At 49.8% G+C, this 13,702-nt stretch carries 11 protein-coding genes and 1 pseudogene; 7 read left to right on the top strand and 5 right to left on the bottom strand.

The genetic code is table 11. The annotated features are described in order from the left end of the window. Nucleotide 1: 1 nt before the first annotated feature. The 3 genes from DW800_RS01245 to DW800_RS01255 all read right to left on the bottom strand — a co-directional run bounded on the left by DW800_RS01245 (nucleotide 2) and on the right by DW800_RS01255 (nucleotide 2,670). Nucleotides 2–691 carry a DUF6250 domain-containing protein gene (locus tag DW800_RS01245; RefSeq protein ID WP_005826049.1) on the bottom strand — a complete coding sequence of 230 codons (690 nt, stop codon included), beginning with the start codon at nucleotides 689–691 and terminating at the stop codon, nucleotides 2–4. A gap of 114 nt (nucleotides 692–805) precedes the next feature. Beyond that, nucleotides 806–1,318, bottom strand: coding sequence for a hypothetical protein (locus DW800_RS01250; protein ID WP_005826053.1), 513 nt, complete (start codon nucleotides 1,316–1,318; stop codon nucleotides 806–808). Between the two features lie 77 nt (nucleotides 1,319–1,395). Further along, on the bottom strand, nucleotides 1,396–2,670 hold the full coding sequence (locus DW800_RS01255) for a DUF2851 family protein (protein ID WP_005826054.1): 1,275 nt from the start codon (nucleotides 2,668–2,670) through the stop codon (nucleotides 1,396–1,398). Nucleotides 2,671–2,766: 96 nt separating this feature from the next. Between DW800_RS01255 and dapB the strand changes: the two genes are divergently transcribed. The 7 genes and pseudogenes from dapB to uxuA all read left to right on the top strand — a co-directional run bounded on the left by dapB (nucleotide 2,767) and on the right by uxuA (nucleotide 10,074). Further along, the gene (gene dapB / locus DW800_RS01260) at nucleotides 2,767–3,531 is read left to right on the top strand and encodes a 4-hydroxy-tetrahydrodipicolinate reductase (RefSeq protein WP_005833852.1); all 765 of its coding nucleotides are present in this window, start codon (nucleotides 2,767–2,769) and stop codon (nucleotides 3,529–3,531) included. Between the two features lie 6 nt (nucleotides 3,532–3,537). Then, nucleotides 3,538–5,031: a signal peptidase I gene (gene lepB / locus DW800_RS01265; protein WP_117703734.1), complete on the top strand. Its 1,494-nt coding sequence runs from the start codon at nucleotides 3,538–3,540 to the stop codon at nucleotides 5,029–5,031. Further along, a complete protein-coding gene (gene lepB / locus DW800_RS01270) occupies nucleotides 5,028–5,963 on the top strand; it encodes a signal peptidase I (protein ID WP_117703735.1) in 936 nt (311 codons plus the stop codon). Before lepB (DW800_RS01265) ends, lepB (DW800_RS01270) begins: the two co-directional genes overlap by 4 nt. An 89-nt stretch (nucleotides 5,964–6,052) precedes the next feature. Beyond that, nucleotides 6,053–6,694, top strand: a complete 642-nt coding sequence (locus tag DW800_RS01275; RefSeq protein ID WP_117703736.1) for a WbqC family protein — start codon at nucleotides 6,053–6,055, stop codon at nucleotides 6,692–6,694. Nucleotides 6,695–6,699: 5 nt separating this feature from the next. Further along, a pseudogene (locus DW800_RS01280) lies at nucleotides 6,700–7,917 on the top strand (alginate lyase family protein); the annotation flags it as partial. Nucleotides 7,918–8,054: 137 nt separating this feature from the next. Continuing rightward, on the top strand, nucleotides 8,055–8,867 hold the full coding sequence (locus DW800_RS01285; protein ID WP_117703738.1) for an SDR family oxidoreductase: 813 nt from the start codon (nucleotides 8,055–8,057) through the stop codon (nucleotides 8,865–8,867). A 34-nt stretch (nucleotides 8,868–8,901) separates the two neighbouring features. Further along, nucleotides 8,902–10,074: a mannonate dehydratase gene (gene uxuA / locus DW800_RS01290; RefSeq protein WP_005826068.1), complete on the top strand. Its 1,173-nt coding sequence runs from the start codon at nucleotides 8,902–8,904 to the stop codon at nucleotides 10,072–10,074. Between the two features lie 134 nt (nucleotides 10,075–10,208). Here the strand turns inward: uxuA and DW800_RS01295 are convergent, their stop codons facing one another. Together DW800_RS01295 and DW800_RS01300 are read right to left on the bottom strand one after the other, a co-directional pair. Continuing rightward, nucleotides 10,209–10,895 (bottom strand): MIP family channel protein, encoded by a 687-nt coding sequence (locus DW800_RS01295; RefSeq protein ID WP_022401890.1) that lies wholly within the window; start codon nucleotides 10,893–10,895, stop codon nucleotides 10,209–10,211. Between the two features lie 282 nt (nucleotides 10,896–11,177). Further along, the gene (locus DW800_RS01300; protein ID WP_044468250.1) at nucleotides 11,178–13,403 is read right to left on the bottom strand and encodes a glycoside hydrolase family 3 C-terminal domain-containing protein; all 2,226 of its coding nucleotides are present in this window, start codon (nucleotides 13,401–13,403) and stop codon (nucleotides 11,178–11,180) included. Nucleotides 13,404–13,702: the final 299 nt, after the last annotated feature.

Here is a 13,702-nt window from a genome sequence, read left to right on the forward strand (position 1 = left end):
TTTATTTAAGGTTATCGATATTTGCGACTTGGAAATCTGCAAAACGTACGTGGTTCTGCCACAACCGTAAGGCGAAATAGCCGTCTCCTTTGCCATCGGCAACCGGTAAGCTGAAAAGCTCTTCACCATCCATGGCATAAGTGGTGGCTCCATTCTCCACACGGATTTTAACTTCATACCAATGGTTGGGCTTCAAAAGGTGGGCGGCATCGGTATACTCTTTCAAGATGGGTTTAATCTTTGCATCGTCCACTCCATAATACTCTCCATGGTATTCACGGAAACGCGTAGTTCCATTATCATTACCGCCGTAGCCCACATAGTAAAGGTCCAGCGTATTGTAATTCTTGAACTCGCCGTTGCGCCATGCACTGCGGGCAAAGAAGTCATCCGGATGCCGGGGGTCATCGGCCCCCCAAAAACAATTCAAGTCGCTGAGACGGTCGTAGCTACCATTCTCAACCACCACTTGTACCCGGTAGGTAATCTCATAGTTTCCCGTCAACCGTTCCTTATACCAAAGGGACAGCCCGTCCGGAGATACAATATCCATCGTATCGCCGATACATGTAATTTCCACTTTTCCGGAAGAATCCTCCACGACCCAGGCGGTAAGCCGGCAGGAAGCGCCCATCTCCATACCGGGGAGGACACATAAGAGAAGTTGCATCAAAAGAAGTTGTAACCGCATATTTCAATGTATTAGTACGGTACAAAGAAACCCCTCTTTTTGGAAAAAGAGGGGCATAAATCGTACAGAAGAAGGATAAAATAATGATTGAGGCGGATTTCTGCCCCCACTTCATCAGGGATGAAGTTCTTCGAAAGCCTTGTTTTCCTCTTGTACCGCCTGAATAGTTTCTTCCAGTTCATTGATAGGGAGATCGAAGTTGTACCAGTCGTTATAGCAGTCGGTGACATACCACTTGCCGTCTGTCAGTTCAAAGACCACACGAAGGGAAGGTTCTGATTCATCATAGCCTGCTTCGAACTCTTTATGGGCAGGCTCATTGACAGTGAAGTGAGAAATATAGGTACCTCCCTCCTCTTCGGTAGTACGTCCTTCCTTCAGCGTTTCTTCGTCTAGCAATGCCCACTTCTCGCGGGTGAAGGGAAAAGTCTGTTCCGTCTCACCGTCATCCTTCAAGAGGGCGATGGGAGACTTCAAAGGAAACTTGATTCGGGAATACTGGAATGAAGCACTGGACGTGAATTTCTGGAGAAATGTCTTGAAATCCTCCTCTTCGGCAGCCAGACCATTGAGAGTCGTCAGCATGAGTGCCGCAAACAGACAAAAAACAAAGCGGATAGCCTTCATATACTCGGATTATTTTTCAATGCGCAAAGATAATATAAAAGTAATAAAATGCTAAGGCTATGGGGCGATAATTATTATCATCTATGTTTCAGATACTCGTAACCAAACCGGCAACGCAAGCAGTCTTTCTTGTCACAATATTCCTTTTGAAGTTGAAGCAGAGCCTGCGAATCGGCAGCGGTAGATACCGGCAAACCGGCACCATCCCAAAGTCGGGTTACGTGATTGTTTTCGGCCTTCAAGGATTCAAGGAAACGGGTGGCACGGTCACACAAAACGTCATCGGCCTTGTGCAGGCCATAAGCATAAAGAAACGGGATGACCGTATTGATGGCAATCAGATTCAAGGCACCGTCCCCTACCCGCTTTTCCCTCCGGGGTGAAACCTTTCTGAAATTGAAGTGCTCCTCCCAATACGCGGAAGTCTTGGCAGCCAGTATCTTCTTCACCGCCTCCAGCGTTTCAGCCTCCATAACACGCGAGAAGAGCGACTGCTCCTTGTGATACAGACAGGCAAGCTGGGCGAGGCGTACATGTGGAAAGTTATCGGGACGAAGACGCAGAAACCGCCACTGCTCAACAGACATGGGAGCTGGCAGCTCGAACTTGTGTTGCAGGTAGCGGAACTCTTTCTGAAGTATCAAATAATAATCATCTGCCTCTGCCGAGACCTCCTCCAGCAGGCCTGCCTGCCCCAGGAAGAAAGCCTCCACTTGAAACAGACTGTCCCGATGCTTGTCTACGGCGCGGAATGGAAGGCGGTTTGCCCATGCCTCGAAAGCATCCCCATTCAGCCCGAAGCCGAAGTTACGAGCAAGAGTAATGAAGAAAACATCTTCCCAATGATGATTGCAGCGTTCGAGCCGCTGGGATATGACGCATGCTTTCTGCTCAAAACGCTCTACCTGCAAAGCGGACAGCCAGGAATGGACGGTCAGCTTTGGGAGGGAGGCAAGGATGGAATAGCAGGGAGGATAAATCTCTGTCTGCCGAAGCTCTTCATAGCGCAAGCGGACAGTGTCGGGGCAAGTGAGCACCATCTGGGGAACCAGCTCACCGTTCGTGCGGTACACATCACAATTCGATTCGCCCACCACGTGCAGGATGACGGTATCATACGCCTTGTCACGGTCGTGCCTATGGAGCAGCCAGTCTGATGCCTGCGTATGCACTTCGACGTTGCCCACCCAGAGCGTACCGTCTATTTTCAGTTTGGCATTAAAAAAATCGGGGCCTGCATTCATGTTCGGCAAACCGGGATCTATCACTTCTACCGGCCGGCCGGAGGTTGTCTGGAGCAATGACAAAGGAAATATTTTGTGCTTCCAAACATAATGCAGTAGTTGTTCCATGTTAACAAGACGTTAATGTTGAGCACAAATGTAAGAAAAAGATTATCTTTGCGACCTATAGTTTGTTGATAAACTAAATAAAAACAGATAGAAACAATGAAAATCGCATTAATCGGCTACGGAAAAATGGGCAAGGAAATCGAGAAAATAGCCCTTGGCCGCGGACACGAAATTGTAAGCATCATCGATGTCGACAATCAGGAAGACTTTGAATCGGCAGCCTTCAAGAGCGCCGACGTTGCCATAGAGTTCACCAACCCCATGGTTGCATACAATAACTATATGAAGGCATTCCGCGCCGGGGTCAAACTGGTATCCGGCAGTACGGGCTGGATGGCGGAACATGGAGACGAAGTGAAGAGACTTTGTACCGAAGGCGGCAAGACACTGTTCTGGTCGTCCAACTTCAGTCTGGGAGTAAGCATATTCTCTGCCGTCAACAAGTACCTCGCAAAGATAATGAACCAATTCCCTGCCTATGATGTGACAATGAGCGAAACGCACCACATCCACAAGATGGACGCTCCGAGCGGAACAGCCATCACGCTTGCCGAAGGTATTCTGGAGAATCTCGACCGTAAGGACAAATGGATAGAAGGAACTTTCCAGGCTCCCGACGGAACCGTTTCGGGCTCTACGGAATGTGCAGCCAATGAGCTACCCATAAGTTCTATCCGCGAAGGAGAAGTACCGGGCATCCACAGCATCCGCTACGACTCCGAAGCCGACAGCATCACTATCACCCACGATGCCAAGAATCGCAGGGGATTTGCCTTGGGAGCTGTCCTTGCTGCCGAATATACCGCCAAGCACGAAGGTGCTTTGGGAATGAGTGACTTGTTTCCATTTTTAAAAGACTAAAACATCATGAGAAAAACAACACGCACCCAATGGATTAAATTCAGTATAGTCACCCTGCTCTACCTTGCCTTTCTGGTTTGGGTAAAAAGCTGGCTGGGACTGATTGTACTACCCTTCATTTTTGACATCTACATCAGTAAGAAGATACCCTGGGGGTTCTGGAAGAAATCGGAGAATCCTGCCGTACGCAGCATCATGAGTTGGGTGGATGCCATCGTATTTGCGCTGGTAGCCGTCTACTTCGTAAATATCTATGTGTTCCAGAATTACCAGATACCGTCTTCCTCACTGGAGAAATCCTTGTTGGTAGGCGATTTCCTTTATGTCAGCAAGATGAGCTATGGCCCGCGCGTACCGAATACGCCGCTTTCCATGCCGCTGGCACAACATACACTACCGGTATTCAACACCAAGTCGTACATCGAATGGCCTCAATGGGAATACAAACGTGTGCCGGGCTTCGGCAAAGTGAAACTGAACGATATTGTGGTGTTCAACTTCCCGGCAGGCGACACGGTAGCCACCAACTTCCAGCAGACAGACTTCTATACCCTTGCTTACGAAGAAGGAAAACGCGCGTATCCCAACAAGGTGAATATGGACAGCCTGACACGCAAGCAGCAACGTACCGTCTATGATTTGTACTACAATGCCGGACGTAACCTCATCCGTTCCAATCCGAGAATGTACGGTGACATTGTCATACGCCCCGTTGACCGTCGTGAAAACTATGTAAAACGTTGCGTAGGCCTGCCCGGCGATACGTTGCAAATCAAGAAAGGACAGGTATACATCGACGGCAAGGCCATCGAGAACCCTGCAGAAATGCAGTTCAACTACTTTGTACAGACTACAGGTCCTTATATCACCGATGATATGTTCCGTGAACTGGGCATCAGCAAAGAGGACCAGACACTGATGACCGACGGTCTGGGCTGGGAAGAGAATCTGATTGAAATGGGACTGGACCGCCGGGATGCCCAGGGCAGGCTGGCACCGGTCTATCATCTTCCGCTCACCAAAAAGATGTACAAGACCCTTACGGGCAACAAGAAACTCATCAGCAAGATTATCATCGAGCCGGGAGAGTTCTCGGGACAGATGTATCCGCTGAACCTTTACACCAAATGGGACCGCAACAACTACGGCCCGATATGGATTCCTGCCAAAGGCGCCACCATCAAGCTGACCGAGGACAACCTTCCCATCTACGAACGCTGCATCGTTGCTTACGAAGGCAACAAACTGGAAGTCAAGGAAGACGGCATCTACATCAACGGTGAAAAGACCGACTCCTATACCTTCAATATGGACTACTACTGGATGATGGGCGACAACCGCGACAAGTCCGCCGACTCCCGTTACTGGGGCTTTGTGCCGGAAGACCATGTCGTAGGAAAACCGATTGTAGTATGGCTGTCACTGGACAAAGACCGCAACTGGTTTGACGGCAAGATACGCTGGAACCGGATATTCAAGTGTGTGGACGGCATTAAATGAAAAAAGGGTGTAAGATAGCAATCACAATAGTTGGAGTGGCACTCGTCGTGGTGCTGCTTCGGGGTTGTGTGGCAACTTCCTATCTTATCCCCTCTTCCGGCATGGAGAACTCACTGTATCAGGGTGAACGTATTCTTGTAAACAAGTGGAGCTACGGTCTGCGGCTTCCTTTCATGAAGTTATGGGGATATCATCGCTGGGCGGACAGTCCGGTGCAGAAAGAGGATATTCTTGTATTCAACAATCCTGCCAATCTTTCAGAACCCGTGATTGACCGACGGGAAGTCTTTATCAGCCGTTGCATCGGTACTCCTGGAGATACCTTGCTGATAGATTCGCTTTTTTCAGTGATTCCTTCCGAAAAGAATGCACCCGACCAGAAGTTTCTTTATTCTTACCCCAGTCAACGGGAACAACAGTTGGATTCATTGCTTTCCATCCTTTCCATCGCTCCCAACCAACTATTGGGACAGGACTCAATAAAGAATATACGTAGTTTCAGCCGCTATGAACACTACTTGCTGGAACAAGCCATGAACGGGAATTGCTGGATAGAACCGATTGTCAAGGAAGACTCCATGGAGATGTTGAAACCTCTGATAATCCCCAGCAAAGGCAAAGCCATACGCGTATATCCGTGGAACAAGACTTTGTTGCGAAACACCCTGGTACTTCACGAAAAGAAACAAGCCGAAATCAAAAACGACACCCTTTATGTGGAAGGCAAACCCGTGCAACACTGCCATTTTACCAAAGACTACTACTGGGTAAGTGCCAACAATGCCATCAATCTTTCGGACTCCCGTCTTTTCGGTTTCGTCCCCGAAGACCACATCATAGGCAAGGCATCTATCATCTGGTTCTCCAAAGAAAAGGGAACAGGACCTTTCAGCGGTTACCGATGGGGCAAGATATGGAAAAGAGTGGAATGACAAACAAATGAAAGAATAAAAATGAAAATACAAACAATGAACAGTAGCTTCAATCGTAAATCGCAAATCATCTAATCGTAAATATACTGATGAAAACAGTTTTTCTTTCTTCCGCCTATTTGGCTCCCATAGAATATTATACCAAATTGCTGGCATACGATAAAGTATTCATCGAACAGCATGACCACTATATGAAGCAGACTTACCGCAACCGCTGCACCATTGCCGCACCGGACGGCGAGTTGGCACTTTCCATCCCTACCGTAAAGCCGGATAGCCTAAAATGCCCGATGCGCGATATCCGTATCTCCGACCACGGTAACTGGCGGCATCTGCACTGGAATGCCATAGAATCTGCCTATAACCACACTCCTTTCTTTGAATACTACAAGGATGACTTCCGTCCCTTCTATGAACAGAAATATGAATTCTTAGCCGATTTCAACGAAGAACTTTGCCACCTCGTCTGCTCCCTGATAGACTTGCAACCGGATATGGCACGTACTACCGGATACCGGACTGAGTTTGCTCCGGATGAGACAGATTTCCGCGAACGCATTCATCCGAAAAAGGATTTTTCTCTGGAAGATACAGAATTCTCACCACAACCTTATTATCAAGTGTTTCAAGAGAGACTCGGGTTTCTGCCCAACTTGAGCATCATAGACCTGCTGTTCAATATGGGACCGGAAAGCTTATTGGTATTACAGAAGTCCATCGCTCTAAAATAAAAGACATGAAACCGAAAACAACAATACAATGGACGCTTGCATTCCTGCTTCTGGCATCTTGTATGCAAGCACAATCCATTTGGAACACAGCACACCTTGCAAATGTAAAGCACTCTATTCACGAGCCTTTCTATGCCACAACTTACGAGATATTGAAAGCGGAAGCGGACAGGTTATTGGACGCCCAGCCCCTTTCTGTCATGATGAAAGAAAAAACACCTGCCAGCGGTGACAAGCATGACTATATGAGCCAAGCCCGATACTATTGGCCCGACCCAACAAAGCCAAACGGCCTGCCTTACATCAACCGCGACGGCGTATCCAATCCTGAACTGAACAAACTAGACCGTAATCGGTTGGGAACAACAGCCGGCCGTATCACTACCCTGGCTCTGGTCTGGTACTTCAGCGGAGAAGAGCAGTATGCCCGGAAAGCCACAGAACTTATCCGCGTATGGTTTCTGAACAAAGACACCCGAATGAACCCCAACCTGGAATATGCACAAATGATACCGGGACACAATAACGACAAAGGTCGCTGCTATGGGCTGATAGACACCTACTCCTTCATAGAAATGCTGGATGCTGTGGCACTGCTAGAACAGTCAAAAGCATTTACTACCCAGGACAGCAAACAACTGAAGAAATGGTTTTCCAAACTGACCGACTGGATGCTCGCCAGTCCGCAAGGTAAGGAAGAAGCAGCCAGTGCCAACAACCACAGCGTAGCCTACGATGCCCAAATCATAGCTTTCGCCCTCTATACCGGTAACAAGAAACTGGCGCAGGAAATCATCAATGACTTCCCCCAAAAACGTATCTTCCCCCAGATAGCTCCTGACGGACGACAACCGCACGAACTGCAACGTACCCTTGCCTTCCACTACTCACAGTACAACCTGACCCACTTTATTGACATCATGCTGATGGCAAAAAATCTTGGAATCAAGCTGGATGACATCACCTCTACCGATGGACGTAACTTCTACAAAGCCATGGATTTCCTGGCTTCCTACGTCGGAAAGGGCCTCAGTGAATGGCCCTACCAGCAGATAAGCGGCTGGGAAAGCTCGATACAGAATTTCTGCAAAGACCTCTACCGTACTGCCGTCTACCTGAATCCTGCACGCAAAGACTACCTGAATCTTTATTATGCCCACCGTATCCTAAAACCGCATGACAACTTCAATCTACTGTATATACAAGCCACGGCATTGGACAACCCGATAAGGAAATAGCACTTTCTTCCGGACAACAAATGCATCTTTTTTGTATGATTGTTAGTCAGTGCAACAGATTATTCCGTATTTTTGCAACGCTAATCAAATAAAACACAACGTAATTTTTAAATGAACGAATCATGAAAAACTTATTTGACATTAAAGACAAAGTAGTGGTCATAACCGGCGGAACAGGAGTATTGGGGAAAGCCATCGCCTTTCATCTGGCAGAAGAAGGTGCAAAGGTCGTCATTTTGGGACGCAAGACAGAAATAGGGGACGCCATTGCCGGAGAAATCAAGGCAAACGGTGGAGAAGCCATGTTCCTGACAACCGACGTGATGAACCGTGAACTGCTGGAACAGAACTTGGCTGACATCCTGAAAGCCTATGGCCGCATAGATGCCCTGCTGAATGCAGCCGGCGGAAATATGCCGGGTGCCACCATCGCGCCCACGGGCACTTTCTTCGATTTGAAGATAGAAGAGTTCCAACGGGTGCTGGAATTAAACCTGACCGGTACCGTACTGCCTACACAAGTCTTCCTCAAACCGATGGTGGAGCAGAAGGCAGGTGCTATTGTCAACTTCTCCAGCATGGCTGCTTTCCGCCCCATGACGCGTGTAGCCGGATATGCTGCCGCAAAAGCCGGTATCTCCAATTTCACAGCCTTCATGGCTACGGAAGTTGCCAAGAAGTTTGGTGAAGGTATTCGTGTAAATGCCATCGCACCCGGATTTTTCCTCACAGAGCAGAACCGTGCCCTGCTGACGAACCCGGATGGAAGCTACACGGAACGTGGGCAAGATGTGATTCGCCAAACTCCCTTCGGACGTATGGGCCGTGCAGAAGAGCTTTGCGGAACCATCCAATACCTCATCAGCGATGCTTCCAGCTTTGTCACCGGTACGGTGGCTGTAGTGGACGGAGGGTTCAACGCATTCGCCATGTAAATAGTAAATTGCAAATCATCAAACAATAAATAACATGATTCTTTGTGAACAAACCTGGCGCTGGTACGGTCCCAACGACCCGGTAAGCCTTTGGGACATCAAACAAGCCGGGGCTACCGGCATTGTAAACGCCTTGCATCATATTCCAAACGGGGAAATATGGACAGTAGAGGAAATCAAGAAACGGAAAGAAATGATTGAAGCCGTCGGTCTGCGCTGGTCTGTAGTAGAAAGTGTACCCGTACACGAACATATCAAGACCCAAACCGGAGACTTCCAGAAGTATATCGACAACTATAAAGAGAGCTTGCGTAACCTGGGCAAATGCGGCATTCACATTGTCACCTACAACTTTATGCCCGTACTGGACTGGACACGTACCGACCTCGCCTACGAACTACCCGACGGCAGTCGTGCCCTCCGCTTTGAACGTGCCGCTTTCATCGCCTTCGACCTCTTCCTGCTACGTCGTCCCGGTGCAGAAGGCGAATACACCGATGAAGAAAAGGCCAAAGCCCGTGCCCGCTTCGAACAGATGACAGAGGCAGACAAACAACTGCTTGTACGCAACATGATTGCCGGACTTCCCGGCTCAGAAGAAAGCTTCACCCTGGAACAGTTCCAACAGGAACTGGACCGCTACAAGGGCATCACTCCGGAACGCCTGCGTGCCAACCTGATCTATTTCCTGCAAGAAATCACTCCGGTAGCCGACGAAGCAGGTGTCATGCTCGTTATCCATCCGGACGACCCACCGTGCTCCATCCTCGGCCTGCCACGCATCATGAGCTGTGCTGCCGATTTCCAGGCACTGATTGACGCTGTTCCCAACAAGAGCAACGGTCTTTGCCTCTGCACCGGTTCGCTCGGTGTAAGCAGCGCCAACGATTGTGCAGTCATCATGCAGCAATTTGCCGACCGCATCAACTTTGTCCATCTGCGCAGTACACAACGCGACGCCGAAGGCAATTTCTACGAAGCCAACCACCTGGAAGGAGACGTGGACATGTATCACGTGATGAAAGCCTTCCTTGAACTGCAACAACGCCGTGGTGTCTCTATCCCGATGCGACCCGACCACGGACACCAGATGGTAGACGACTTGAAGAAGAAAACCAATCCCGGCTATTCCTGTATCGGCCGTCTGCGCGGACTGGCAGAGCTTCGTGGACTGGAAATGGGTATAGCCAAATCGCTGTACGAATAAGGCACAAGATATAGCAAGCATAAGGAAAGAACAGGAAGCCCTCCGTCCGAAACTTCAAAGTTTCGGACGGAGGGCTTCCCTTTATAAGTTTTCTGCCATCAGCCGCCTCTTCTTAAGGCACTGTCTGCCGACATTTATTTACCTTCTTTTGCAGCAAGCACTTTCCATACAACGGCACTCAGCGCAGCACCCACAAACGGAGCTACAATGAACAGCCACAACTGAGAGAGAGCCTCGCCACCCTGGAACAGTGCCGGACCGATGCTACGGGCAGGATTGACAGAAGTTCCCGTAACAGGAATACAAACAATGTGCACTAATACCAACGTAAGACCAATGGCCAATCCTGCAAGATTACCCGCCCCCTTCTCGGAATCCGTAGAACCTAAGACAACCAGCACAAAGATAAACGTGAACACAGCCTCTGCAATGAATGCCTGCAACATCATTCCGTCAGCAAACCCATTGGAACCGGTAGCCGTAGGACCACCATGAGCGCCCGTAGACACCAATGCATAAAGAATGGCAGAACCGATAACCGCCCCGATAACCTGAAACACCATATACATGGCTGCATCTTTCCCGCTCATCCTGCCGGACAACAGAACGCCCAGGGTAATGGCAGGATTAATATGACAGCCCGAGATTCCTCCGATAGCGTATGCCATCGCCACAACGGACAAGCCGAAAGCAAAAGCCACTCCCAGCGTTCCGACACCTGCACTAACCGCCCCCGCCGCACTTCCGGCAAAGACAGCACTACCACATCCCATCAGGACAAGAACCATTGTCCCGATCATTTCTGCTAAATACTTCTTCATGATAGTTTTTATTAAACATTGATTTCTGCAAAAATAAATATAAAAGATGAAGATCTGCCCAAACACGGCGGTAAAAACTCACCCATTACTACAAAACATCACTGCTTTGACTCTAAACATCCAGCATATCTGCATCTTCCTTAGCCAACCCGAAGAAACTCAGAAATATAAGAAAACATATTGGCTTGTAAAGAGTACAAAGAAAGGGTGCAACCTCACGGCCACACCCTCCATCTACACTATCTTTGATAATAACCTAAAAGGAAACTTTATTTTCCTACATCATTTCAATTCAAAAGGAACCGTTCCCTTCACATCGGCTGCCGAAGCTGCTATGACAGCCTCGAACTTGCCCGGCTCGGCCACCCAAGCGTGCTGGGTGTCATCGAAGAAGCTAAGAGCCTCCTTATCAATGGTAAATGTGACTTCCTTTGTTTCGCCCGGAGCCAGTTTCACCTTTTGGAAACCTTTCAGTTCCTTGACGGGACGAGGCAGAGAGGACTTCTTGTCACTGATGTACAGTTGGACAACTTCCTGCCCTTCGCGCGCTCCGGTATTCTTTACAGAAACCTTCACGGTCAGCGTACCGTCGGCCTGCATGGTCTTGCTGTCGGCCGTCGGCTTGCCATATTCGAAAGTGGTATAGCTCAAACCGTGGCCGAAGGGGAACAACGGTTTCACCTTCTTCTGCTTATCGGCCCAACGGTAGCCCACGAAGATGCTTTCATTATACTTGATGTCGATGATGTCCTTGCTCCGTTTGCCGGTATATTCGCCCAGGCTGTGAGCCGGACAGTCCTCCAGCTTCACGGGGAAGGTGAAGGGAAGCTTGCCGCTGGGATTGACATCGCCCATGAGGATGGCGGCAAGGGAGCTGCCGGCTTCGGAACCCAGATACCAGTCCTGCACGATGGCAGGCACCTCGTTCACCCACGGCATGGCAATGGCGTTGCCGGAGATGTTGACGACAATCAGATTCTTGTTCGCCCCGGCCAGTGCGGAGATAACGGCATCCTGACCGTAGGACAAGCCCAGACCCTCACGGTCGGAGTCCTCGCAGTCCTGGCCGTTACTCTTGTTCAGGCCACCGATGAAGATGACATAATCGGCATCCCGGGCCTCTTTCACGGCTTCGGCTATCAGCTCTTCGGGAGTACGGTCATCCTTCAGATTCTGTCCGGTCACCACCCCGTTGTATTCACCGCTTGCATCGCCCACGTAGCCACGGGCATAGACCACCTCGGCCTTGCCGGCCACACGCTGCTTGATGCCGTCCAACGGAGAGAGTTCGCGCTGTACCTTCAGGGAAGAACTACCACCGCCTACGGTCATCATCTTGATGGCATTCTCGCCCACTACAAGAATCTTTTTAGCCCGGTTCAAGTCTATCGGGAGCACATTGCCCTTGTTCTGCAACAGTACGATGCCCTCCTCACCGATGCGGCGGGCAGCCTCGTAATGTTCCGGAGAGAGCATGCTTCCCCACGGACGGTCGGGGTTCATCACCGTACGGAAGATAAGGCGCAGAATGCGGCGTACCTTGTCGTCCAGTTCCGTGGTACCTACCTTACCTTCGCGGATGAGGTTCAGATAGGGATTTGCCAGATAATAGTTATCGTATGCGTTGCTGGCACCGTTCGAGAGCCCGTTGGTCCAACTGCCGAATTCCATATCCAGCCCGTTGGTGATGGCTTGCCGGGTATCGTGCGTGCCGCCCCAGTCGGAAATGACTACGCCGTCGAATCCCCATTCGCCCTTCAATATATCGTTCAATGTGTATTGGTTGTGACAAAGATGTTGGCCTTTGTATAGGTTGTAGGCACCCATGATGCTCCACGCTCCGCCTTCCTGCACGGCCATCTTGAAAGCAGGCAGATAGATTTCATAAAGAGCACGGTCGTCCACGATGACGTTGGTGGTGTGGCGGTTCACTTCGTGGTTGTTCAAGGCGAAGTGTTTCACGCAGGCAGCCACGCCGTTCTGCTGCACGCCCCGGATATAGGGCGACACCATCTTTCCGGCCAGATAAGGGTCCTCACCCATATACTCGAAGTTGCGTCCGTTGAGCGGTGTGCGGTAGATATTGACACCAGGGCCCAGCAGGACGGACTTGTTGCGGTAGCGTGCCTCTTCACCGATGCTCTGTCCGTAAAGGAGAGACATTTCGGGGTTCCAGGTTGCCGCCAGACAGGTCAGGGCAGGGAAAGCCACGCAGGAGTCGTTGGTGCATCCGGCTTGTTCCCACTCGTCCCACAACACATCGGGACGTATGCCGTGGGGGCCGTCGTCCGTCCATACATCGGGAATGCCCAGACGGGGCACACCCGCACTGCTGAACTTGCTTTGCGCATGAGTCAACTTCACTTTCTCTTCCAGGGTCAGACGGCTCAAGGCGTCTTCCACTCTTTCTTCAATAGGTTTGCTTGCGTCCAGATAGACGGGCTTCTGCTGGGCCGAAAGAGGCAGCGCGACAGCAGCCAGAACCAAACCGAATAATACTTTTTTCATTGTTGTATAATTAAGTTGTTATATAAGTAAGCAATCATAATCAGTCCGTACCATTGATAATCCCCAACATATAAGGGAATATGACTTAGCCCTACCTACATAGGAACTGAAGTCCTTACACCCGTATAGTGAGTATCCATAACATGGGGATGTTGTTGTCCAAAACATCCCCATGTTTTACCCCAAAACACCCGGATGTTTTATCCCAATACATCCCCATGTTTTGCCCTAAAACATCCGGATGTTTTGGGTGCTCAGTCCTATGGTGTGTACAGCTCAGTCCCTACCTCTTTCATGCT

The sequence above is a fragment of the Bacteroides sp. AM32-11AC genome (genome assembly GCF_003603515.1).
GTDB classification, from domain to species: domain Bacteria; phylum Bacteroidota; class Bacteroidia; order Bacteroidales; family Bacteroidaceae; genus Bacteroides; species Bacteroides uniformis.

Bases quoted from the DNA above. Each gene is read 5' to 3' on its own strand.
- DW800_RS01300 (WP_044468250.1), bottom strand. From the start codon at position 13,403: ATGAAAAAAGTATTATTCGGTTTGGTTCTGGCTGCTGTCGCGCTGCCT.
- DW800_RS01250 (WP_005826053.1), bottom strand. From the start codon at position 1,318: ATGAAGGCTATCCGCTTTGTTTTTTGTCTGTTTGCGGCACTCATGCTG.
- DW800_RS01275 (WP_117703736.1), top strand. From the start codon at position 6,053: ATGAAAACAGTTTTTCTTTCTTCCGCCTATTTGGCTCCCATAGAATAT.
- DW800_RS01245 (WP_005826049.1), bottom strand. From the start codon at position 691: ATGCGGTTACAACTTCTTTTGATGCAACTTCTCTTATGTGTCCTCCCC.
- uxuA (WP_005826068.1), top strand. From the start codon at position 8,902: ATGATTCTTTGTGAACAAACCTGGCGCTGGTACGGTCCCAACGACCCG.
- lepB (WP_117703734.1), top strand. From the start codon at position 3,538: ATGAGAAAAACAACACGCACCCAATGGATTAAATTCAGTATAGTCACC.
- lepB (WP_117703735.1), top strand. From the start codon at position 5,028: ATGAAAAAAGGGTGTAAGATAGCAATCACAATAGTTGGAGTGGCACTC.
- DW800_RS01295 (WP_022401890.1), bottom strand. From the start codon at position 10,895: ATGAAGAAGTATTTAGCAGAAATGATCGGGACAATGGTTCTTGTCCTG.
- DW800_RS01255 (WP_005826054.1), bottom strand. From the start codon at position 2,670: ATGGAACAACTACTGCATTATGTTTGGAAGCACAAAATATTTCCTTTG.
- dapB (WP_005833852.1), top strand. From the start codon at position 2,767: ATGAAAATCGCATTAATCGGCTACGGAAAAATGGGCAAGGAAATCGAG.
- DW800_RS01285 (WP_117703738.1), top strand. From the start codon at position 8,055: ATGAAAAACTTATTTGACATTAAAGACAAAGTAGTGGTCATAACCGGC.